The organism is Rhizobium sp. NZLR10 (genome assembly GCF_019685125.1).
Classification (GTDB): Bacteria; Pseudomonadota; Alphaproteobacteria; order Rhizobiales; family Rhizobiaceae; genus Rhizobium.
Map to the genome: position 1 here is coordinate 434,676 of NZ_JABDWE010000001.1, position 23,205 is coordinate 457,880.

Genomic DNA, 23,205 nt, shown 5'->3' on the forward strand with positions numbered 1-23,205 from the left:
CCTCAGCGGTAACCGGCTTCGCCGGCCTGGTGAAGTCTAGGGCCACGTTCAACGATCGGCTCCAGTGCTTTTTCTACCGGCACATTTGGAGCGTCGGTAATGCTCGTCAACGACCCCTGCGGGTTATAGGCCCACTTCACGCCATTGATCAGCACCTTCTGGACATTGATGTCGTGATAGGTCGGATAGGTTTCGTGGCCGGGGCGGAAATAGAAGATGTTGCCGGCGCCACGGCGCCAGGTCAGGCCCGAGCGGAACACTTCGCCGCCCTGGAACCAGGAGATGAATACCGTTTCGAGCGGCTCCGGCACCGAGAACTGCTCGCCGTACATTTCCTCGTTCTCGAGCTCGAAATGCTCGCCGATGCCTGCGGCGATCGGATGGCGCTGGTTGATCGTCCACAGCCGCTCGCGCTCGCCCGCCTCACGCCATTTCAGCGCGCAGGGCGTGCCCATCAGCCGCTTGAAGATTTTCGAGAAATGCCCGGAATGCAGGACAAGCAGGCCCATGCCTTCCCAGACGCGCTTGGCGACCCGCTCGACGACGATGTCGGAGACCGCGCCATGATCCTTGTGGCCCCACCAGGTCAGTACGTCGGTTTCGGCAAGTCGGGCTTCGCTGAGGCCGTGTTCCGGCTCCTGCAGCGTCGCTGTCGTCGCTGAAATATCGGAATCGCTATTCAGCGCATTGGCGATCGCCGTGTGCATGCCTTCGGGATAGATGCCCCGGACGATTTCATTGGTGTTCTCATGGATGTTTTCACCCCAGACAATGGTGCGAATGGTCACGTTGTTCACTCCTGGTAGTTAAACGGATCGAGCCTTGGGAAGATCAGGCAGCCCGCAGGGATGCCCGCTCCAGCGCCCGGCCTGAGGGGTCGAAACGGTGGACATGGCCGGCAAGTGGTGCAAGGCCAAGCGTCTGGCCTGGCTCGTGACGGGAGACACCGGCCTCCCGCACGATGAGCGGCTCGTCCGCCCCGATATCCACATAGACAAAGCTATCGGAGCCGAGGATTTCCGAATGAATGACCGTGCCGCTCCAAATCGGCGACTCGGCCGTGATGCGAACGTGCTCTGCGCGCACGCCGATTGTATGGCTGTCATAGGGCTGTGCCAGCCCGCCCGACAGGAAGTTCATTTTTGGCGAACCGATGAAGCCGGCAACGAAGAGCGAATTGGGGCTTTCGTAAAGCTCCAGCGGCGTGCCGATCTGCTCGACGACGCCGTCCCTCAACACGCAGATCCGATCGGCCAGCGTCATCGCCTCGACCTGATCATGAGTCACATAGATCATCGTCGTGTTGTGCATGCTGCGATGAAGCTTGGCGATTTCCAGCCTGGTCGCGACGCGAAGCGCCGCATCGAGGTTGGACAGCGGCTCGTCGAAAAGAAAGACCTTGGGATCGCGGACGATCGCCCGCCCGATTGCGACGCGCTGACGCTGTCCGCCGGAAAGCTGGCGCGGCAAGCGATCCAAATAGGGTGAGAGCTGCAGCATACCCGCCGCCTCTTCAACACGCTGGCGGCATTCGTCTCTGGTGCGCCCGGACAGTTTCATGCCGAAAGCCATGTTGTCGAAGACCGTCATATGCGGATAGAGCGCATAGGACTGGAACACCATGGCGATCCCTCGCTTCGATGGCGCGTGCTGATTCACCATCGTGCTGTCAAAGGAGAGGGTTCCTGACGTAATGTCCTCCAGGCCGGAGATAAGCCGCAGCAGCGTGGACTTACCGCATCCCGACGGCCCCACAAACACCATGAACTCGCCTCTGCGGATGTCCATCGTCACGCCCTTGATCACCTCGAAAGCACCGAAGCTCTTGCGGATATTCTCCAGTCGAATTTCTGCCATGTCCTACTCCTCAACCCTTGACGCCGCCGGCGGTCAGTCCCGAAATGATCCGGCGCTGGAATATCAAAACAAGCACGACAACCGGCACGGTGACGATTACCGACGCCGCCATGATGTTGCCCCAGGGGATCTCGAATTCGCTGTTGCCCGACAGCAGGGCGATGGCCACTGGGACGGTCCGCTGCGTATCCGATGATGTGAATGTCAGCGCAAAAAGGAACTCGTTCCACGCGGCGATGAAAGCAAGCAGCCCGGTCGTCACCAGCGCCGGCCACATCAACGGCATGAACACCTGGGTGATGATGACCCATGGTGAGGCGCCATCGACGATCGCCGCCTCCTCGATCTCGATCGGCAATTCCCGCATGAAGGTCGTCAGCACCCAGACGGTGAACGGCAGGGTGAAGATCATGTAGGAGAAGATCAGCGCGAAAGGCGTGTTGAAGATGCCGAACCAGCGAATGAGTTCGAAGAGGCCGGCAAGAACGGCGATCTGCGGAAACATCGACACCGAGAGGATGGTCAGCATCAACAGCGCCCGCCCACGGAAATTCACCCGCGCTAAGGCGAATGCCGCGGTGATCGAAAGCAACAGCGATGCGGAAACCACGACGCAGGCGACCATCGCGGAATTCGCAAGACTGCGAACGAACCCGCCTTGGCCCATCACGGAAGTGTAGTTGGCGAAAGAGATCGAGGTCGGCCAGTAATCGACTTGGAAAAGGGCCGTGCCGGTTTTCAGGCTCGTAAGGATGGCATAGTAGAACGGAAACACCGCAATGATGACGATGATCGTGACGAGCAGGTAGAAGAGCGTATTTTTGGCGATCGAAAGCAGCATCAACGTTCCTCCCCACCGAGCTTGACGCGGCCGAGCCAGATATAAAGGACGGTGACGGAGGCAATGATCAGGAAAAGCACCGTTGAGGCGGTGGCGCCGTAGGCGAATTTGTCGAAGTCGAACAGGTTCTCGCGCGCCATCACCGACATGGTTTTCGTCTGCGCATTGTTGGGCGTCAGGACATAGATCAGATCGAAGATGCGCATCGCATCCAGCATCCGGAAGATCACGGCAACCATGATGGCCGGCCGGATCAGCGGCAGCGTCAGACGCCAGAACACCTTGATCGGATTGACGCCGTCGATCTTGGCGGCCTCATAGATGTCGCCCGGAACCATCTGCAGTCCCGCAAGGATCAGAAGCGCCATGAACGGCGTCGTCTTCCAGACGTCGACGATCAGCACTGCGATCATTGCCGTTTCCAGATTGGCGGTCCAGGCAATCTTCTCGCTGATCAGGCCGAAGCCGAGCAGAATGTCATTCAGGATACCGAACTGGTCGTTGAGCATCCAGGCCCACATCTTGGCCGAGACGATCGTTGGGATCGCCCACGGAATGAGGATTGCGGCCCGAACGATCCCACGCCCGACGAATCGGGCATTCAGCACCAGGGCGACGATCAGCCCAAGCACGGTCTCGATCACGACCGAAAGGACGGTGAACTTGGCGGTATTCCAGACGGCATGCCACCAGACCGGATCGGCAAGCAGCCCGCGATAGACGGTCCTTCCGCTCTTCAGCGTCACCCACGACAAATAATTGGAAAAGCCGACGAACTGCGCGTTGCCAAGGTCGTTGAGGGACGCATTGGTAAAGCTGAAATAGATCGTTCTGAACAGCGGCCATCCGGCGACGATCGCCAGGATCAGCAGCGTCGGCGCCAGAAACATCCAGGCAGATCGAATGCGTTCGGATTGCAGCTCCGTAGAGGCTCTGAGCTTGGTAACCCTTGGTTCAATTGCTTGTGGAACTACGATTTCTGTCATGAAACGCCTACTCCTCGTTGGCTCAGGCCGAAGACCGGACCGACGGCTTGGCAGCCGCCGGTCCCGATATTCACCAGGCGTCGCCCTTGAGGGTCGTCAGGTCGGCTTCGAGAAGCTCGAGGTTCTCGGCAGCTGAGCCGCTGCCGGACAGTGTGTTGTGAACTGCAGTCCAGAACTTCGAGGACACTTCATTGTACTTGACTTTGGCCGTCGCTGAAGGACGCGGCACCGCGTCCTGGAAGATCGGTTTCCAGTTCGGCATGAAGGGCTGTGCCGCGGCAACATCCTTGTCGTCATAAAGGTCCGTCAGCGTCGGCAAATTGGACAGCTCGACGGCACGCGCCTTCTGAACCTCCTTCGACGCCAGGAATTTCACGAGCGCGATGGCCGCCTCCTGCTTTTCGGAGTATTTCGACACCGCCAGATTCCAGCCGCCAAGCGTCGAAGACGGCTTGTCGCCGGCGGCCGCGACCGGTAGCGTCATCACGTCGAACTTGCCCTTTACGGCGCTGTCGGCACCATTGCCGAGGGAATAGGCATAGGGCCAGTTGCGCATGAAGACGGCATTACCGGTCTGCCAGACGCCGCGCGATTCTTCTTCCTGATAGGCGAGCACGCCTGGCGGTGAGATCGTGCCGATCCAGCCCTTGGCGCGTTCGAGTGCTGCAGCCGCCTTCTCATTGTTGATGGAGATCGTCCCGTCCGTCTCGACGACCTGGCCGCCGCCCGACGACTTCACCCATTCCAGCGCGTTGCAGGTCAGCCCCTCGTAGGAATTCCCTTGGAACACGTAGCCCCAGAGGTCCTTCTGTCCGGCCTGACGTTCTTTATCCTGAACCTCTTTAGCGGTGGCGGCCATCTCGTCCCAGGTCTTCGGCGGCTGCTTGCCGTATTTGTCGAGCAGGTCCTTTCGGTAAAACAACGCCGGAGCATCGGTAAACAACGGCAACGCCACGAGCCGGCCATTAACGGTCTGCGACGCGATGATCGACGGGAAGAACTGGCCGACCACGTCTTTGGTGGCCTCCTTGAGATCGATGAACTGGTCGGCAAGCTGTGGCGCCCAGATCACGTCGGTCTGATAGACATCGATGTCCTTGTTTCCGGCCGCAAGCCATAGGCGGTATTGGGAGAACTGCTCGCTGCTCGATGATGGCATTGTGACGAGCTTGACATGATTGCCGGTATTCTTCTCGAAAACCGCCACCTGCTTCTGAAGGAATTCGATGCTTTTCCCGGTGGTGTTGGCGGCGAACGAAATTTCGGCAGCGCGGATCGGGCCGGCGACCGCGACGGCAAGCGCGGTTAAGGCAAAGGCAAACTGTTTCATGATCTCCTCCCAGAAATTGAAATCGATTTGGCCCACAGAACATTGCAGAAGGCCTTGGCGGCGTCAAGCCGCAAAATTAACACTTAACAGTTGCGCAACATGTCAATACTGGCACCATATACAGCTTACGAGGCAATTTCTGGCGCCTACAGGCAACACCCCAAGTCAGCTATATTGAAATCGATTTCAATCACCGCTGAATTAGGCACTTGCCCGTTGCGCATCGCCAATGCATCGTCCATTGATTGCCGAGATAAAGAAGACATCCGATGAAACTTCGTGAATTTGCAAAGCAGCTTGGGCTTTCTCCGACGACGGTCAGCCGTGCACTTAGCGGCTACCCAGAGGTGAGCGAAGCCACGCGAGCCCGGGTTGCAAGCGAAGCAATGCGGCTTGGCTATCGCCCCGATATCAATGCCGTAAGGCTGAAGACCGGAAGAGCCGGAGCGATAGGCGTCATGATGGCGCGTTCGGGGGAAATCCATTTCGCTGAATTCATGTCGGGCATGGCGCAGCGTCTGGAAACGGCCGATACTGATATCCTCATCACACCTATTACCGCCGACAATGACGGCGACGAGATGCAGGCCTATCGACGCCTGGTCGAAAGCCGCCGGGTGGATGCGATCATCATTCATTCGCCTCGCCCCAAGGATCCGCGGATCGAGCTGCTGAACAGCCTTCATCTGCCTTTCCTGGTTCACGGCCGGTCGGAGACCGATCAGGTTCACGCCTGGCTCGATATCGACAATGAAAATGCCGTGCGCAGGGCCACCGAACACCTGCTCGACCTCGGGCACCGGCGCATCGCCATGATCAACGGCCTGCGGGGAAAAACCTATTCTATCCATCGCGAGCATGGTTTTCGCACTGCACTACAGGAGCGTGGGCTCGCCGCAGATCCCAACCTGATGGTCTGCGATATATTCTCCGATGAGATCGGCTTTCGCCATGCCCGCTCTTTCCTCGAAAGGGCGAACCCGCCGACCGCGATCGTCGCCGGTTCCACAATGACCGCGCTCGGTGTTTACCGCGCCGTGCGTTCGCTTGGGATGACGGTGGGGCAGGATGTGTCGGTCATCGCCCATGACGACGTCTTCCCTTATCTGACGGCCGAAAACATGGCGCCGTCGCTCTCGACGACGCGATCCTCCATGCGTGCTGCGGGCACACGCTGCGCGGAACTGACGCTGCAGCTCATCGCTGGACGGGCCGCGGAGGAGGTCCACGAATTGTGGCCGGTCGAACTGATCCTGAGGGAAAGTACCGCCCAGCCGCCCTGACAGAGCAACCTCGCGATGAGCGTGGGTTCGGCGTAGTTTTCTAAAGAGAATCGATCGGAGCGACCTTCCCCGCCAGAAACGCCAGAGCCGCCGCGCCGATGAGGCCCGAGTTCTGATCCAATGCCGCCAGCATCACCTTGACATCCTTGAATGCCGGCATTGCCCATTGGCTGATATAGGCCTGAATGCCCGGTTGCAGACGGTCGAACTCGTGGGAGAGCCCTCCCCCCATGACGATGATATCGGGACTGAAGATATGGATGAGGCTAGTGAAGCCGCGGCCGAGAATTTCCGCTTCCTCGTCGACCAGTTGATTTGCCAGACGGTCGCCATTTCGGGCCGCCGCGAAAACGCTGCGGCTGTCGATGGCGCCGCCGTCGCTGCCGATCGTCGTCTCGCGACTTTCCATCGCCCTTATTTGGGCGCGCCGCGCAAAAGCCGGTCCGGAGCCATAGGCCTCGAAACAGCCTCTGTTGCCGCAAGGGCAAAGCTCGCCGTTCGGCACGACCGACATGTGGCCAACATGGGCTGCCATGCCCTTGCGGCCCCGGATCACGCGACCATCCGAGATAACCCCGCCGCCGATCCCGGTGCTCACCGTGACGTAGATAAGGTTATCAAGTCCCTTGCCGATACCGAATTGCCACTCGCCGATCGCCGCAGCAATGGCGTCGTTTTCGAGATCGACCGGAAACGGAAACCGCTTCTGCAACTCCGCCTTCAGCGGAAAATCGACAAAGCCCGAAAGGGTCGGGATATCGGTTGCGACACCGGCGACGGTATCGAGCGGGCCTGGGGCGGATACGCCGACGCCGACCACCGAAGCAGGGTTGGATGCCGCAAGCAGCCGATCGGCCAAGCCGCAAATCTGGGCGAGCACCCGGTTCGGGCCATCCAGCGCATCCGTTGGTTCAGCCAAGCGCGTCAGGATCCTGCCCTGCTCGTTGACAAGGGCTGCGCGCACCTGCGTTCCGCCGAGGTCTATACCAATGGCAACCTGCTGCATGTGAAGACCAAGCTTTAGAGTGTGCGGACCCACGCCATCCGCTCGTCGAGCGAGGGCGCATTGAAAGCCAGGGAGCCGAGAACGACCGTTTCCGCACCGGACTGGCGCAGGAGGGGCACAGTGTGCTCGCGAATGCCGCCGTCGGCGGCAAGCACGATCCGATGAGCCGCACCGCAGCCGGCGATGATCTGCTTTGCTTGTTGAAGCCGGGCGCCGGCTTTCTCGTCGAGGCCCTGGCCCTTCACGCCGATCGCCGTGCCGAGCAGCGTCACAAAGCTCAGCCGGGAAACGTATCTTTCTATCCGCTCGACCGGGGTCTCGACCTTGAGGACCATGCCGGCTGCGACACCGCGGCGGTCGAGAAGATCGAGAGCCTCGTCGGCAACGCTTTCGTTTTCGACATGAAGACTGATCAGGTCGCTGCCCGCATCGGCGAACTGATCGATCTGCGACAGGATGATGCTGTCGGCAACCATCAGGTGAACATGGATCGGGCGTGCGGAAACTTTGCGCACACCGGCGACGAGATCGGGGAAAAACAACATTGCCGGCGCGAAATGGCCGTCGGCGACATCGATATGGAGGATGTCGACGTGAGGATCGACACGTCCGAGATCATCCGCGAGACGCATGAGATCGGCCGACCAGACGGAGAATTCGGCAATCAGTCGATCCTTCGGAAGATCTTCGATCCAGGTCTTGGAGGGGGTAGGCATCGTTTCAGAGCTCCTTCAGAAAATTGCCGACGGCAAGCCGAAAGTCGGCGACATATAGCGGACGGCTCTCCGTTTTCGGCGTGATCTGCACGAAACGCGCGCCGGCAATCTGCTCGGCAAGAGCACGCGCGTGGCCAAGAGGATGGATGCTGTCGCGATCATGGCCGATGACGAGCGTCGGCAAGGCGAGATTGCGAACGTCCGCGTCGGTCACATCAGGGCCGTCATTTGAGATCCTGGTCAGGAGTTCGGCGGTCACATCCAGAGGCGCGCGGGAGAAAAACCCGGCAAGCGAGGCCAGATTGTCAGGCGCCTCGGCGGCGAGCCGCACGCCCACAGGTCCGGCAAGAAATGCCTGCTTTGCCTCACCCGGCGGCAGGGTTTTCAGAAGCCGACCGACTTCGGCATTGGGCGCCATATTGTCAGGCGCCGATGCCGTCAGCCAGGCCGGCCTTGCCAGGATCAGCGCCTTGACGAGATCGGGCCGTTTGACCGCGAGACGCAAGGCGATCGCAGCACCCATCGAGATGCCGCCGACCACAACCGGCAGCATAAGGTTCTTCTCGATATAAGTGGCGATATCGTCGCAGAAGGTGGCAATCGACAACTGCTCGAGATTACCGGCCCCAGAACGGCCGTGGCCGCGGGCTTCGACCGTAACCCGGCGATATCCGGTTTCGAGCGGAAAGACCTCGTCGGTCTGCGCCGCGTCTCCGCATAGGCCGTGCTGGAATATGACCGACGCGCCCTCGCCCGCCATATCGACGTTGAGAATGGTCCCGTCGCTGGTTTCGAACGGTTCAGCCCGTCTCATCGTCCTCTCCCCACGCCTTCGCCGTCGAGAGTCTTTTTCAGGAAGGCCGCCGCACCGGCCGCTTCCGAGGCCGAAAGACCGTGGGTGACGAGACTGCCGGTAAAACCAATTGCCTTGAGGCGGCCGAGATAATGCGCGTAGTCGAGCACGCCCTTGCCGGCGGTCGCGAAACTGCCGTTAGCATTGCGGTCTTTCGCATGCGCCATGACGATCCGATCGGCCAGAAGATCGATTGCGGAAGACACGATGCTGCGCTGTTCGTCCAGCGTCGCGACCTCGAAAAGATTGGCCGGATCGAGCACGATCTTGATGCGCGGGCTCTGCAATGCGGTAATCAGCCGCTGGGCTTTCTCAGCCGAGTTGACGACATTGGCAAGTTCGGGCTCGATGCCGAGATCCACATTATAGCGCTCGGCGATTGCGATGGCCGCTTCCATAGCTTCGAGGAGATCGCGCCAGGCCGCCGGCGTGTCGTTGTCGGCGTGTGCCTTCCATTGGTCGACAGGGTCGCGGGTGCCGGTGCAAAGCGTGATCAGTGCGGTCGACATGCCGGCGCAGCGCTCGGCCAGTGTCGCCAAATTGCGAAGGCCTGTCTCGCGTTGGGCGGGATCGGGATGAATCATGTTGTAGGTGCCGGAAACGGCAACGATCTCGACGCCGCTTTTGAGCGACGCCTCCGTGACCGCGCGGGCCTGGGCTTGCGTAATCCTTTCCGGCATCGGCGGCAGACCCGAGCAGGCCATATTGTATTGTGCTGCCGCGAACCCAGCCCGGGCGACCGAATTGAGGACGGTCGAGGGCTCAATTCCCTCGAAGGTCTTTGCGAAGATGCCGAGCTTCATCACACGCCACCCGTGACGTCAGCCAGTGCAACCGCCTGGCCGCTTTCGACGGAACGCGCGACGGCGACCATGGCCCGTACGGAGGCCAGGCCATCATCGATGTCGGCGCCTTCCATCACCGCGCCGTCCAGAATGGTGCGGGCGAAGCCTTCGACCTGACGGCGGTAGAAATGGCCATCGGCGCCGAGAACCCGATGGGTGGCGCCATCGGCTTCCCGGAAAATGTCGACCTCACTCGTCTTGTAGTACCATGGGTTATAGGTCTTGCCCAAAATGCTGCCGTTCCTGCCATAGATCTGGAAGCCCTCGTGCCAGTCCATGCGCACCTGAACGGTGAGATCGAGATGACCGAGCGTGCCGGAGGCAAATTCCACGTCGACGAACCAGCACCAGATGCCGGCTCGCTCGGACAGGCGGGAATTGACCGAGACGATGTCGCCGGCAAAATAACGAGCCGTGTCGATCAGGTGGCAACCATGCGCCAGCATGTAGTAGCGGCGCAGGTCGGCTTTCGGATTGGCGGAGGGTTTGCGCGCATTGGCGCTGCTGACGATCAGCGGCTGGACCGCATCGGTCATCGGATAGCGGTGCGTGCTGTCGCAATACCATGCTTTCAGGGCAACCATCTCACCCATCTCATCGCGGATGAAGGATTTCGCCGCCTGCAGCCCGGCGTCGAAACGCTTCATATGCCCGACCTGAAACACCTTTCCCGACCTGTCGACTTCAGCCTTCAGTTCAAGGCATTCCTCGACGGTGACACCGACGGGTTTCTCGCACAGCACATGCTTGCCCGCCTGAAGGGCGCGAATGGAGGCCGGGACGTGAAAGGCATCGGCGGTCGCGATGATCACCGCATCGAGGCCGGGATCGGCCAGCATCCTGTCGTAGTCGTCATAGGTTTTTTCCGCTCCATGGGTGATTGCCATACGTTCGCGGAGATCCGCGGCGACGTCGCAGATCGCATAGAGATCGGCATTCACAGCCTTCGCGCAGCTCTCGAAGTGCGCGGCCTGGGCAATCTGGCCGGCTCCCAGTACGCCGATGCGGAGGCGTTGTTGCTGTTTTGCTGGCATCGATAAGCCCTCTGGGTCGGATGTTGAAGATGACCGCCGGTTTCGGCGCCGAATGGAGTGGCTTTCAAAACGTCAAACGCCGAAGACGTCTTCTGCCAGCCGAACCGCCATCAGCGCCTCCCGGCTCCCTCGTCAGTTCAAAGCCATATGTGTTTGAGGATGGAAAAAGTGCAGTTTCGCCGGGTCGATTGCCAGATTGATCGATTGGCCTGTCTCGACCGTACTGACAGCCTCGAAGCGGGCGACGGCGTTGGCGGCACCGCTCAGGTCTTCGACTGCGTCGGGGTCGCCCGAATCGATCCGGACCGCGTCGATCTTCAAATGCACGATCAACTCGGAGCCAAGCTCCTCGATCGACTTCACGACAACCGGGATCGTCGGATGGGAGGCTCCGGACGGCAACCGGCTGTCATAGAGATCCTCGGGCCGAACGCCGAAGATCAGGGCCTTTCCCTCGAAGGCGGAAAGACCGGGAGCCCGCTCGAAGGCGCCGTCGGACAAGGGGATGGAGAAGCCCGGCAGATGGATCCGTCCACCCTCAAGGCGCCCCTCGAAAAGGTTCATCGACGGCGAACCGATAAAGCCGGCGACGAACACATTGACCGGGCGGTGATAGAGGACCTTCGGCGTATCCACCTGCTGGAGCACGCCGCCCTTCAGCACCGCGACGCGATCGCCCATGGTCAGCGCTTCGGTCTGGTCGTGCGTCACGTAGATCGTCGTCACGCCCAATTGTCGCTGCAGGCTGGCAATCTCAGCGCGCATCTGAACACGCAGCTTGGCATCGAGGTTCGAGAGCGGTTCGTCCATCAGGAATGCCGCGGGCTCGCGAACCATGGCGCGTCCCATCGCAACACGCTGGCGCTGGCCGCCGGAAAGCTGGGCGGGTTTGTTCCCCAGCAGGCTTTCCAGCTGCAGGATCTTGGCGATCTCATGCACGCGCTTGGCGCGCTCGGCCTTGGTCTTTCCGGCCAGCTTCATCGAAAAGGCGATGTTGTCGAACACCGTCATGTGCGGATAAAGCGCATAACTCTGAAAGACCATGGCAATGTCCCGGTCCTTGGGCGCAAGATCGACGACGTCCTGACCGCCGATGCTCAAGGTTCCGCTGCTGATTTCCTCGAGGCCGGCAATCATGCGGAGCGCCGTCGATTTTCCGCATCCGGATGGACCGACCAGGATCAGAAACTCACCATCATGGATCGTCAGGCTCAGATCCTTGATCGCATGGTAGCTGTTTCCATAGGTCTTGCAGATTTTGTCCAGTACAACCACAGCCACGTCTCATCCTCCCGTATCAGTCCGCTCACATCTTCGACCGGCGCTTGCCGCCACCTCCGATCCTTTCGACAAGAAGGCTCAGGCCTGAGCTTCAAAGTCAACCAAAGAATTGAGCGGTTTCTGCCACGCGTTGCCGAAAAATCACCGTATCCATTTGAAATATTTCGGATTTAATCAAAAATACAAGATTTGTCTGCGCGCTAATATTTTTTTACGCGCGTAATTTTTATAGCCAGCGCGGCGGCTGTTGAAGGATCTTTCAAATCCTACGAGCAGCGTGCGTTTCCGCTCGGGCCGCCAACCACTCCGACAGCGAGCACCTGCACGCTAATCGTGACATCCCGGAATCGGGCGCGGCGCCGGTGCATTCTCCCCTGCCATCCATGCCTGGCACGTGCGATTGTCCGGCAGCCCCCTGCGCCCTCCCCGTGCGGTCACGGAAATGGCAGCAGCCGCCGTGGCATGGGCTACGCAATCAAGCGGGGCTTTCCCTTCGGCAAGAGCAAGAGCGTAGGCCCCGTGAAAACAATCGCCGGCGCCGGTCGTGTCGACCGCCTGAACCTGATAGGCCGGCAAATACCACCGGGTGGGATCGCCTTTCTGGCGGAGGCAGGTCCCTCGTTCACCATCTGTCAGCACGACAGCGGACCGATCCGTTGACCAAAGCTTCTCCAGGATGGCCGCCGGATCGCCTGCGCCGGTATACTCCCTTGCGAAAGCGAGCGGCAGCACCAGATGGTCGGCGAAGGCTAGGATCCGGTCCGTCGCGGCACCGACCGTCCATTCGATATCGGCTATCACGGCAAGGCCGAGCGCGCGCGCCCGCGCCACGACGCTTTCCGAATGCGTGGCATATCCATCGATCAGCAGGACTGGGGCCTGCATCAAAACGTCATCGGGCAGCGCATCGGATGTGCCGTGCAGCACATCGTCGTCATAGGCTATGAACCGGTCGCCGTCAGGACCGACGGTGATCACGGAGCGGATCGGCGCGGCAGCGGCATGGCGGGGCGCCAGGGATATGTCGACGCCCTCACGCTCGAGTTCGGCACCGGCCGGATCGGTCGCAGGCTCGTCGCCGAGCCAGCCGATGAAACCAGCGCGCCCGCCAAGCCGGGCGACGGCAACAAGGGCCGTCGCCACATTGCCGCCGTGGTCCGTGGCACGCTTCGTCACCTTCCCCTTGCCGGCCGAAAGCCCGCGATCGACATAGATGATGTCATCGATGGCAAGGGCGCCGAAGCCCAGAACCTGGAGCGGGCGCGACACCTCTCAAGCACCGGCAGCCGCCAGCGCCTCCTCTGGCGCCATCCCCTGATGAATGACGAACTTGAAGGCGCGCGCGGCCATGGTCGTATCGCCGTGACCCCAAAGATTGCGGCCGACGACCGCGCCTTTGGCGCCGGCGCGCAAGGCTTCCGAGGTCTGGACGAGCGCGCCAAGCAGCGTATCGGTCTTCGGGCCGCCGGCGATCACCACCGGAATGGGGCAGGTGGCAACGGTCTCCCGGAACGAGTCGAAATCGCCGGTGTAGCCGACCTTGATCACGTCGACGCCGGCCTCGAAGCCGATGCGCACCGCATAGGCAATCTCATCCGGGGTGAACACGATCTTGCCGCCGTCGGAGAAATCACGGGGATAGACGTGGGCGACGACCGGCATCTCGAAGCGGGCGGCGGCGTTGACCGTATCGGTGAGCCAGCGGATGTACTCTCCTTCGGTGGCGCCGCGCACCGGAATGGCGACAGCCAGAGCATCCGCACCATAGCGCACCGCGTCTTCCGGGGTCGCGATGAGCTGGCGAATCCGGTCGTCGGCCGTGAAGCAGCCGCCCTGGATGACGAGGGCTGCCTTTCCGGCATAATCCGACCAGAGGTGGCGGGCCGCACCGGGCTGGATGCTGACATAGTCGGGGCCTCCCGCCATGACGCGTTTGAGCGCGCCTGGCAGATCGGCAAGCCCGCCCTCCCGGACATTGCCATAACCGACAAAATGATCGACCGCGCCTCCAAACAAATGACCCGATGGATTCGAGAACAGGCGTGCGAGGCGGATTTTGGTTCCGAGACCCATGGCGAGGCTTCCTTTGCTATTTCTGGCGTTGCGATTTCTGGCGTTTCGATTTCTGGCGCCGTTGCTGAGAAAATCCTAACTCGAAAACAAACAAATGTTCAATATTTCGAATTCTTTCGTTTTCACGCGGAAAGAGAATTTTTGACGTGCATTTTTTGCTGTCAGAGGCTATTTCTGCAGCACAGGCCGTACGACCGCACGGCCGTCTTTCGTTTTTCAAAAGTCGCCTTATCGCAACGAGGCGCGCGGCAGTCGGGATCGCACATGCTTGCAGAACAGAGGCGGCAGCAGATCATGCTGGAACTTCAACGGGTCGGCCAGGCGCGCACCCGCCAGCTCGCGGAATTCTTCGAGGTCTCGGAAGTCACGATCCGCTCCGACCTCGAAATCATGGACGCGAAGAAACAGTTGATCAAAACGCACGGCGGGGCAATCGCCCTGCCGTCCGACTCGCCGGCCGCAGCCTTCGAGGAGCGCATGCAGCGCAATTTCGATGCAAAACGGCGCATTGCCCAGATGGCCGCGCGGCAGATCATCGACAATCAGTCCATCGTCTTCGACAGCGGCTCGACGCTGCTCCAGGTCGCCATGCAGATGCCGCCGGTCAACAACGTCGTGGTCGCGACGACGGCGATGAACATCGCCCAGCATCTGATGTACCGGCCGGGCCTCGACGTGCACATGATCGGCGGCCGGGTGTTTCCGAGCACCGTCAGCACGATCGTATCGGATTCCGACAAGGCGGTCGGCGGCCTCGTCGCCCACCAGGTCTTTGTCAGCGCCCACGCGATTGATCAAGCCTTCGACGTCGTCGATGTGTCAGAAGACATTGCACGGACCAAACGCAATCTGGTTCGCATGGCCCGGCGTGTCGTGCTCGTGGCGGATTCGAGCAAATTTGATATCGGCGCCTCCTCCAAAGCCTTCTCGCTGTCGCGCGTCGATCTGATCATCACCGACAGCAACATGCCGCACGGCATTCGTCACCGGCTGGACAAGCTTGGCGTAGAGGTTCGCTACGCGTGACCTGCAGCCGACTTCTCCACATCGGAACAGAGCCAGGAGAGGTTTTTGGCGCACGTCAAGGGCTTTGACCGATGCCGGGGGGAACGAGGTCGGCTAAAACCCCAGCCGTCGAAGCACCTCGCGGTTCACGCGAACGGCCGCGGCAGGATCGGTTCCGGCATAGTCCGATTCTTCCTCCACCACGATCCAGCCGATAAATTCAGGTGCGGCCCGAACCGCCGAAATCACGCCGGGCACGTCGCAGACGCCTTCGCCCAGCATCGCCCAGACCCCGCCGGCGTCGACATCCTTCAGATGCACGTAGCGAATACGGTCCCGGTGAGCCGCCAGCGTATCGTCGATCTCTTGGCCGCCGCGCAGGATATGGCCGGTATCCGGCACCCAACCCACGCGCGGATCCAGGAGAGCAAACAGCCGGTCGTAGTCGTTCCGGGTGAAGAGCAGCGTGTTGTGGTGCGAGGAAGGATGGACGGCGACGGTGACGCCAGCCGACTGTCCAATCTCGGTCGCCCGATTATAGCACTCCGCCGCAATGGCGAACTTCTCATCGCGCGGACCATCCGAGACGACGGTGGCCGAGCCCATCGACACCATCGCACCTGGAAAGTTCGCCACGAAATCCACCCATCGCCGCGCCGCCTCCAGATCGGAGGCGATCTTTTCCGCCACCGTGAAGCCGCTGCCCGAGCCGAAGGCAAAGGAAACCAGCGTCAAATCGGCATCCGCGAGAACCCGGGAAAAGCCGGCTGGATCAAGCGCATAGCGACCGATCATCGTGTCGGTGATCTCAAGACCGGCATATCCGCCATCGGCGATGGCGCGCACCAGATCATCCGGCCCACCGCTCCACCCTTTGCCCAGCATTTCCCAGGTGAATGTCTGGCAGCCGATCTTCAGCGCGGCATTGTTCATGGCTTGGTCCTGACCTGTTCGTTGGTGACAGCCGATATCGAAGCCGGAGTCTCGGCGCAGGCGACATCGGGACACCTGGTACCCGGCATTATCGAAAAGCCGTCTTCAAGAAGGGATCGATATCCCGAGCGAAGGGGTTTTCCCTCGGGGAATTGCTACGCCTCACAACGTCTTGTCATTTCGTAGGGTAAAATGTTAGCGTGCGTCAACATAATTTATTCCTCGCGAATTCAACGTGCATCCGCAGCTCTCCGATCAAAAACGGCAAGGTCAGGTTCTTCCATGGCGCAGACCAATGATATGAAACTCAGGATCGGCGTTGTCGGATGCGGCAGCATTTCGCTCGCCTATATGCGCAACGCGCCGCTGTTTGGCGGCGTCGAAATCACCGCCTGTGCGGATATCAACGCCGACGCCGCCAAGCGCCGCGCAGCCGAATTCAACCTGCGGGCAGCCGACGTCGACGCCCTCATTGACGACAAGAACATCGACCTCATCCTCAACCTGACGATCCCGGCTGCGCATTTCGACGTCTCGATGCGGGCGCTGTCGGCGGGCAAACATGTCTTCACCGAGAAGCCGCTGGGCGTCACGGCCGCGGAAGGACGCCTGTTGGTCGATGCGGCCGCCGAAAAGAGCCTCATGCTCGGTTCGGCGCCGGACACGTTCCTGGGCGCGGCCGGACGCCATGCCCGACGGCAGATGGAAGCCGGGGCCATCGGCAGGCCGGTCACGGGAACAGCCTTCATGATGGGCCGCGGCATGGAGCATTGGCATCCCGATCCCAGCTTCTACTACCAGGCCGGCGCAGGCCCGGTGATGGACATGGGCCCCTATTACCTGACGATGATGGTCAATCTCATGGGGCCGATCCGCCGTGTGCAGGCCGTCGCCACAAGCGGGCAGGAAGAGCGGCTCATTACCGCCGAAGGGCCGAAACAGGGCACCACGTTCAAGGTGGGCACGCCGACCAGCGTGCTGTCGCTGCTGGAATTCGATTGCGGCGCCACGGTCACCTTCGGCACCTCCTGGGACGTCTTCCGCCATTCCAACCACCCCATCGAGCTGCACGGCACCGAGGGCTCGCTGCGCCTGCCCGATCCGGACAATTTCGGCGGCCGCGTCGCGTTCTCCAGCCGTGGCGCGCCCTGGCAGGAAACCGATACATCAGGCGCACTCTTCGGTGCCGTCAACTGGCCGGTCGCAGCGCCGGACCGCGCCAACTATCGCATGCTTGGCCTTGCCGATCTCGCCCGCGCCATCATCGAGGGCCGTAAGCCGCGCGCTTCGGGCGATCTCGCTCTGCATGTGCTCGACGTTATGGAAGCAATCCTCCGGGCAGGTGAAACCGGTGTCGCGCAGACCATTCCAACGACCGTTGACCAACCAGGGGAATTGCGGGAAGACGAAGCAAGGAGCCTTCTCGCATGACGCAACTGGATGAATCCGCACGACGCGCACTGGCCTGGCCTGGTGATCCCCAGGAGCCGGTGGAAAGCTGTACGCCGGCGCTGGCGCGGCAACAATATCTGGATGGTTTCGCAGATATCCAGTGGCCGCTCGAGGATGTCACGGAGATCCTGGAAAGACATGCCGGCGCAACCCGCTTGAAGATATGGCGCGGCCGGGCCGCGCCGCGCCAGCGGGCTCCCGCCTTGCTTTATATCCATGGCGGCGGCTTTGTCATCGGCGCCCCGGAAACCCATGAGGACATCTGCCGGAGCCTTGCCAATACGGCCGGCGCCGTCGTGGTTTCGCCCGACTATCGCCTCGCCCCGGAACATCCCTTTCCAGCAGCGATCGAGGACTGCGCGGCCACGCTTATCTGGATGAAGGATCAGGCCGATACACTCGGCATCGATCCGGCGCGAATTGTCGTTGGCGGCGATAGCGCCGGCGGAAATCTCGCCGCCGTCATCGCTCTTCTGGCGCGGGACGGACAGGTGCCGGCCGTCATCGGCCAGGTGCTGATCTATCCGGTGACCGACCAGTTGCAGGCAACCGACAGCTACTTGCGTTACGCCGAAGGCTTCGGCCTGACCGCAGCGGCCATGCGATGGTTCCGGGACCACTATCTGCCGGACCCTGCAAGCGGGTCCGACTGGCGGGCCTCGCCGCTGCGGGCGGCGTCCCTGGCGGGTGTGGCGCCGGCTATCGTGATCCTTGCCGGCCACGACGTGCTGTTCGACGAAGGGGCGCTCTATGCCGAACGGCTCAGCTCGGAAGCCCAGGCGACAAGCCGGACATGGCCTGGACAGATCCATGGCTTCGTCTCGAAGAGACGGGCCATTCCGGAGGCGCAGGAGGCTCTCGAAGCCATTGCCACGGCATGGCGCGCCATGGACCCTGCGCTGGCGCGTTGAGCGTGACCCACGACGATCTCAAGCCGAGTCGCGCATCACCAGCGTCGCTTCCAGGATCACCCTGTTCGTTGAAGGCGTCGTACCCTCGTCCTCGCTTTCGATATGAGACAGCAAAAGCTCCACGGACTTTGCCGCGATCTCCGGCGCGTTCTGGGCCATCGTCGTCAGCGACGGACAGGTGTACCGGCTGAGCGGGTGGTCGTCGTGCCCGGCGATGCGCACGTCGCAGCCGTCGCTGCGGCCGATTTTCAGGCCGGACGCGAAGGCGGCCGCCATGGCGCCGAAAGCGAAGCGGTCGTTGGCGCAGAGCAGCGTTTTGCCGGGCAGGCCGCCACGCGCAAGAATTCTCTGCATCTGCTCGTATCCGAGACGCTCGAACTCCCAGGACGGTGGTGCGTCACAATCGATGACCAGCGGTGAATGCCCTTCCCTTGCCATGGTCGCGCGGTAGCTCGCCTGCCGCTCGCCGGCGTTTTCCGTCAGATGCGGAATTTCCAGGAATATCGGCGGCTCACCGGACCGGCAGAGATATTGCACGATGGCTGCCATGCTTTGTGCGTTGTCGTTGCCGACATAAGGAAGGTCGCCGCTGGCCGGATTGTCGAAGCAGACGACGGGGATTGCGTCCTTCAGTCTTTCCAGCGCGGAGCGGCGCAAGCCGGCTCCGAGCGGCGCCACGATCGCACCTGCAACCTTCAGCGAGAGCAATGTCCGCACCGCCTCGGCCTCCAGCTCCGGCCGCGTGTGCGAAGAGATCTGGACCGGCCAGAAGCCTTTTTCGCGCAACTCCAGCTCGATCAGCGACACGACCTGCACATAAAAGGGATCCGACATGGTCGGGACCAGGATCCCGATATTTCTGGTCCGCTTGCGATTGAGGTGCCGCGCGAAAAGGTTCGGCTCGAAATTCGACTTCTTGAGGGCCGCCTCGATACGCTTGCGGGTCACCTCCTTGATCTGCGAGGGATCATCGAAATATTTCGACAGCGTCGGACGCGATACGCCGGAGGCGGTCGCGAAATCGTCCATCGATTTATAACTTTTCTTGGCCATTCAGTTCCTTATCGGCGGGACGAGGCGCCGGATCAAAATGATTTCGCATCAACGGCAAATCCACTGACGCGCCAAATCACGCATGGGGCAATTTGTACAGAGCGTTTTTGGCGCCCGGAATTGCAGACTCGGCTCCCTTTCGAAAACCGAAATATTCCCTCCACCTGCGATTTGCGGCGGCTGCGCCTCGTGGCTGCAAAAACGCTTGTTTCAGGCCGCAAATCGGAAAATTTCGCAGTGAAGATGACGCACTTCCCATGTTTCGTCTTGTTGAGCAAACTTTCATTTGTTTACGAAAGTAAAGAAAAAATGAGTCACAAGCAACACAAATGCTTGAAAAAAGAATTGATTCCAACGGTAGATTTTATCCTGTCTTGTCAGTTACTTATCCTGTTATTCGCCGCCAACGCAGGTCTCTCATCCTTTCTCGATCGCAGTTCTTCGTTGACAGATAGGTGCCTCAGGGAACCTACTTTGTCTACGGTCTTGAGGAGGATCGATTAACTGAAATCTATGGGAGGCACAGATGAATATTAGAAAATTCAGCATGACGATGCGGGCTGCCGTGGCTGTATGGGCGCTTTGCGCCACATCGGCATTTGCCGACACCACCATCGAATTTATTCAATGGTGGGAACCGGAAATGCCGTCCGGGGCCCTGCGCGGCATCATGAACGATTTTGAGGCGGCAAACCCCGGCATCAAGGTGACGCTGGTTAGCGGCCCCTATGCCACGACGCGTGACCAGATCGTCGTCGGCGCCGCCTCCGGAACCCTCAGCGACGTCGTCGGCCTGGATGGCGCCTGGGTCAACGGGCTCGCCAAGCAGGGCGCGATCGCCTCCATGGACGAACTGATGGAGAAGGCGAAATACGACAAGAGCCAGATCACCGATATCGTCAAGGTCGATGGCAAGAGCGTGATGTTCCCGCTGGCTTCCTTCGTCTACCCGGTCTTCGTCAACCTGGATATCGCCAAGGCGTCTGGCGTCGACAAATTGCCGACCACGCGCACGGAATTCGCCGAAGCCGCCAAGAAGATGACCGACGGCTCGAAGAACCAGTATGGTTGGGTTCTGCCGCTATCGCTGCAGTCCCCGAGCGGAATCCAGAATGACGTGATGTCCTGGGTCTGGGCCTCCGGTGCCTCGATGATGAAGGACGGCAAGCCCGATCTTGAAAATGACGCCGTCGTCGGCACGCTCGACTATCTTGCTTCCCTCAACAAGGAAGGCGTTATTTCTCCCGGCATTTTCGCCAAGAAGGAACAGGACAAGGTCGAGGAATTCGTCAATGGCCGCGTCGGCATGATGGTCGATTCCCTCGCACATGTGAACCTTATCCGCGAGCGCAATCCGAAGCTCAAGTTCGGCATCTCGGCCCTGCCCGCAACCGACGGCTACACCGGCAAACGCGGCATGCCCTATGCGTCCTGGGGCATCGGCATCAGCGACGGCAGCAAGCACAAGGAAGAAGCCTGGAAGCTTGTGGAATATCTGATGAGCCCCGACGTCAATGGCCGTCTGGTCTCGATTGCCAACGCCTTCCCCGGCAACGTCCATGCCAAACCGGACTTCGTGGCATCGGACCCGATCTTCGCGGAAGCTTTTAAAATCTTCCAGAGCGGCTATCCTGCCAACGAATTCGTCGGCCTTCCGGTAGCCGAAGAGCTGATGCGGGACATGAACGTCGAAGTTCAAAAGATGTTCGACGGCGGCCAGTCGGCCAAGGATGCGGCTGCCAATACCGAGAAGGTCTGGCTCGCGAAGTTCTAATGCATGTCGCCCGGAAGTGCGCGGCGGTTCCGGGATAAGGACATGCATAAAACAAAGGACTAAAGCACGTCGCTTTCACGAGATCACCGGCAGAGCGACCTGGCGCTGCCGGTGAAAGTCGTCAAATCTTCGCATAATGGGAAGTCACAGCTCATGAATCATTCCGCTCCGGCTCTGGTCGCTGCGCAAGTCAAAGCGCGAAGGAAAGGAAGACTTCGTTACAGCACCTTGAGGAAGCTGGTGCCGTATTTCTACGTGTCGCCGGCCACCCTGCTGCTGGTTCTGCTGATGCTGTTCCCCATGGTGATGGTCTTCAAATATTCATTGATGGACGGCGCCATCATGAAAAAGGACGCTGCGTTCGCAGGGGTCCAGAATTACCTGACCATCTTCGAAAATCCGGTGTTCTGGCAGTCGGTCGCCCAGACGATGTATTTCACGATCATGAGCGTCGTCTTCCACTTCATCATCGGCTTGGCTTTCGCGCTGCTGTTGAACACCAACCGCGTCGATCCGCTTATTCGGAGCGTCCTGCGTGTGCTCTTCATCCTGCCCTGGCTGTTCACCGCCGTGATCATCGCCATCATCTGGCGTTTGCTGCTCGATCCGAACGGCGTCGTCAACAGCGTGCTGATGGCGCTCCACATCATCAATTTCAAGGTCGAGTGGTTTTCCTCGACCCGCACCGCCATTCACGCCTTGACCTTTGCAAACATCTGGGCGGGTTATCCGCTTTATATGGTCAGCCTGCTTGCCGGTCTCCAAGGCATTTCGAAGGAGCTTTACGAGGCAGCCGGGATCGATGGTGCCAACGAACTAGAAAAATTCTGGTACATCACCATCCCGCAACTGATGCCGATCATCATCAGCATCGCGCTTCTCGATTTTATCTGGACGATGCAGGTTTTTCCGCTCGTCTGGATGACGACGGGCGGCGGTCCGATCTATTCGACGGAAGTGCTATCCACCTTCACCTACAAGCTCGCCTTCTCCCAATATGAATTTTCGCTGGCTTCGGCGAGTGCAATGATCATCCTCATCATTTCGATGAGCGTCACCTACTTCTACATCAAACACCAGCAGCGAAGGTGACCGTCATGGCAAAGCGTTCCTTCAAGAACTCGGCACTGCCGACCATCCTGACCTATCTCGGACTGGCGATCGGCCTGGTCTTTTCGACCTTCCCGATCGTCTGGATGTTTTTCAGTTCACTGAAATCGAATACCGAAATCTTCGCTCTTCCGCCGCGGCTTTTGCCGAAGGATTTTACCCTGGCCGCCTATCTGACGATCTTCAACGATCCGGTAAAGGTGCGGTTCTTCATCAACAGCTACTTCGTCGCCGGCGTCGTCACCTGCCTCACCCTCGTCATCGCTATCCTGACTGCTTACGGCTTCAGCCGCTATTCCTTCCGCTTCAAGAATACCTTGAACATCTTCATCATCAGCACGCAGACCGTTCCGCCCATCACCCTTCTGATCCCCTATTTCGGAATGGTAGTCGCCTTCAGGATCTTCGACACATATCTGGCACTGATCCTCACCTATATGGTCTTTACACTGCCTTACGCAGTCCTGCTGATGACGGGCTATCTCAACACCTTACCGAAAGAGCTGGACGAGGCCGTTCTCGTCGATGGCGGTTCGAGCTGGACGGCACTTTGGCGCGTCATCGTGCCCGTCTCCATCCCCGGGATTGTTGCTACGGCGGTCTACACTTTTCTGCTGGCGTGGAATGAATTCCTCTTCGCACTGACGCTGACAAAATCGATGAATCTCAGAACCGTTCCGATCGGCATCCAGCTGCTGATGGGCCAGCATGCTTTCGAATGGAATGAAATGATGGCAATGAGCGTGCTCGGCTCCCTTCCCCTCCTGGTGCTTTACCTGGTTGCTCAACGCTACTTCCTGGCGGGCATGACCGCCGGTTCGGTCAAAAGCTGAGGGAGCGCAAACTCATACCGCGGGCGGAT

The 23,205-nt window shown here is 60.2% G+C and carries 22 protein-coding genes; 7 read left to right on the forward strand and 15 right to left on the reverse strand.

The features are described from left to right. Positions 1-2: 2 nt before the first annotated feature. The 5 genes from HJB82_RS02020 to HJB82_RS02040 form a co-directional block, all read right to left on the reverse strand. Positions 3-788 (reverse strand): ThuA domain-containing protein, encoded by a 786-nt coding sequence (locus HJB82_RS02020; protein ID WP_221131418.1) that lies wholly within the window; start codon positions 786-788, stop codon positions 3-5. A gap of 43 nt (positions 789-831) precedes the next feature. Beyond that, positions 832-1,857, reverse strand: a complete 1,026-nt coding sequence (locus HJB82_RS02025; protein WP_221131419.1) for an ABC transporter ATP-binding protein — start codon at positions 1,855-1,857, stop codon at positions 832-834. A 10-nt stretch (positions 1,858-1,867) separates the two neighbouring features. Beyond that, complete coding sequence (locus HJB82_RS02030; protein ID WP_221131420.1) at positions 1,868-2,698, reverse strand: carbohydrate ABC transporter permease; 831 nt, start codon at positions 2,696-2,698, stop codon at positions 1,868-1,870. Continuing rightward, a complete protein-coding gene (locus HJB82_RS02035; protein WP_221131421.1) occupies positions 2,698-3,684 on the reverse strand; it encodes a carbohydrate ABC transporter permease in 987 nt (328 codons plus the stop codon). Before HJB82_RS02035 ends, HJB82_RS02030 begins: the two co-directional genes overlap by 1 nt. Positions 3,685-3,754: 70 nt before the next feature. Continuing rightward, a complete protein-coding gene (locus HJB82_RS02040; RefSeq protein ID WP_221139485.1) occupies positions 3,755-5,014 on the reverse strand; it encodes an ABC transporter substrate-binding protein in 1,260 nt (419 codons plus the stop codon). A 269-nt stretch (positions 5,015-5,283) separates the two neighbouring features. Here HJB82_RS02040 and HJB82_RS02045 point away from each other — a divergent pair, with 269 nt between their 5' ends. After that, positions 5,284-6,297: a substrate-binding domain-containing protein gene (locus tag HJB82_RS02045; RefSeq protein ID WP_221131423.1), complete on the forward strand. Its 1,014-nt coding sequence runs from the start codon at positions 5,284-5,286 to the stop codon at positions 6,295-6,297. Between the two features lie 40 nt (positions 6,298-6,337). Here the strand turns inward: HJB82_RS02045 and HJB82_RS02050 are convergent, their stop codons facing one another. From HJB82_RS02050 to HJB82_RS02085, 8 genes are all read right to left on the reverse strand, one after another. Next, on the reverse strand, positions 6,338-7,303 hold the full coding sequence (locus tag HJB82_RS02050; protein WP_221131424.1) for an ROK family protein: 966 nt from the start codon (positions 7,301-7,303) through the stop codon (positions 6,338-6,340). A gap of 14 nt (positions 7,304-7,317) precedes the next feature. After that, on the reverse strand, positions 7,318-8,019 hold the full coding sequence (locus HJB82_RS02055) for a ribulose-phosphate 3-epimerase (RefSeq protein ID WP_221131425.1): 702 nt from the start codon (positions 8,017-8,019) through the stop codon (positions 7,318-7,320). Between the two features lie 4 nt (positions 8,020-8,023). Further along, a complete protein-coding gene (locus HJB82_RS02060; protein ID WP_221139486.1) occupies positions 8,024-8,833 on the reverse strand; it encodes an alpha/beta fold hydrolase in 810 nt (269 codons plus the stop codon). After that, entirely contained in the window at positions 8,830-9,675 is an 846-nt protein-coding gene (locus HJB82_RS02065) for a sugar phosphate isomerase/epimerase (RefSeq protein WP_221139487.1), read from the reverse strand. The genes HJB82_RS02060 and HJB82_RS02065 overlap by 4 nt, the downstream gene beginning before the upstream one ends. Continuing rightward, on the reverse strand, positions 9,675-10,751 hold the full coding sequence (locus tag HJB82_RS02070; RefSeq protein WP_221139488.1) for a Gfo/Idh/MocA family protein: 1,077 nt from the start codon (positions 10,749-10,751) through the stop codon (positions 9,675-9,677). The genes HJB82_RS02065 and HJB82_RS02070 overlap by 1 nt, the downstream gene beginning before the upstream one ends. Positions 10,752-10,883: 132 nt before the next feature. Further along, a complete protein-coding gene (locus HJB82_RS02075; protein WP_221139489.1) occupies positions 10,884-12,032 on the reverse strand; it encodes an ABC transporter ATP-binding protein in 1,149 nt (382 codons plus the stop codon). Positions 12,033-12,359: 327 nt separating this feature from the next. Continuing rightward, positions 12,360-13,301 carry a PfkB family carbohydrate kinase gene (locus tag HJB82_RS02080; protein WP_221139490.1) on the reverse strand — a complete coding sequence of 314 codons (942 nt, stop codon included), beginning with the start codon at positions 13,299-13,301 and terminating at the stop codon, positions 12,360-12,362. Between the two features lie 3 nt (positions 13,302-13,304). Then, positions 13,305-14,105: a class I fructose-bisphosphate aldolase gene (locus tag HJB82_RS02085; protein WP_221131431.1), complete on the reverse strand. Its 801-nt coding sequence runs from the start codon at positions 14,103-14,105 to the stop codon at positions 13,305-13,307. A gap of 264 nt (positions 14,106-14,369) precedes the next feature. On the opposite strand from HJB82_RS02085, the gene HJB82_RS02090 reads away from it, so the two are divergent. Further along, entirely contained in the window at positions 14,370-15,131 is a 762-nt protein-coding gene (locus HJB82_RS02090; RefSeq protein WP_221131432.1) for a DeoR/GlpR family DNA-binding transcription regulator, read from the forward strand. Between the two features lie 93 nt (positions 15,132-15,224). Here HJB82_RS02090 and HJB82_RS02095 read toward each other — a convergent pair whose 3' ends face one another. Next, entirely contained in the window at positions 15,225-16,043 is an 819-nt protein-coding gene (locus HJB82_RS02095; RefSeq protein WP_221139491.1) for a sugar phosphate isomerase/epimerase, read from the reverse strand. Positions 16,044-16,325: 282 nt separating this feature from the next. On the opposite strand from HJB82_RS02095, the gene HJB82_RS02100 reads away from it, so the two are divergent. Together HJB82_RS02100 and HJB82_RS02105 are read left to right on the forward strand one after the other, a co-directional pair. Continuing rightward, positions 16,326-17,474 carry a Gfo/Idh/MocA family protein gene (locus tag HJB82_RS02100; protein WP_221139492.1) on the forward strand — a complete coding sequence of 383 codons (1,149 nt, stop codon included), beginning with the start codon at positions 16,326-16,328 and terminating at the stop codon, positions 17,472-17,474. Further along, positions 17,471-18,406: an alpha/beta hydrolase gene (locus HJB82_RS02105; protein WP_221139493.1), complete on the forward strand. Its 936-nt coding sequence runs from the start codon at positions 17,471-17,473 to the stop codon at positions 18,404-18,406. The genes HJB82_RS02100 and HJB82_RS02105 overlap by 4 nt, the downstream gene beginning before the upstream one ends. 18 nt (positions 18,407-18,424) lie before the next feature. On the opposite strand, the gene HJB82_RS02110 is transcribed toward HJB82_RS02105, so the two are convergent. Then, the gene (locus HJB82_RS02110; protein ID WP_221139494.1) at positions 18,425-19,459 is read right to left on the reverse strand and encodes a LacI family DNA-binding transcriptional regulator; all 1,035 of its coding nucleotides are present in this window, start codon (positions 19,457-19,459) and stop codon (positions 18,425-18,427) included. Positions 19,460-19,985: 526 nt separating this feature from the next. Between HJB82_RS02110 and HJB82_RS02115 the strand changes: the two genes are divergently transcribed. From HJB82_RS02115 to HJB82_RS02125, 3 genes are all read left to right on the forward strand, one after another. Then, a complete protein-coding gene (locus tag HJB82_RS02115; protein WP_207584784.1) occupies positions 19,986-21,233 on the forward strand; it encodes a sugar ABC transporter substrate-binding protein in 1,248 nt (415 codons plus the stop codon). Positions 21,234-21,386: 153 nt separating this feature from the next. After that, positions 21,387-22,325, forward strand: a complete 939-nt coding sequence (locus HJB82_RS02120) for a carbohydrate ABC transporter permease (RefSeq protein ID WP_207584783.1) — start codon at positions 21,387-21,389, stop codon at positions 22,323-22,325. Between the two features lie 5 nt (positions 22,326-22,330). Continuing rightward, positions 22,331-23,176, forward strand: coding sequence for a carbohydrate ABC transporter permease (locus tag HJB82_RS02125; RefSeq protein ID WP_207584782.1), 846 nt, complete (start codon positions 22,331-22,333; stop codon positions 23,174-23,176). The last annotated feature ends 29 nt before the right edge of the window (positions 23,177-23,205 follow it).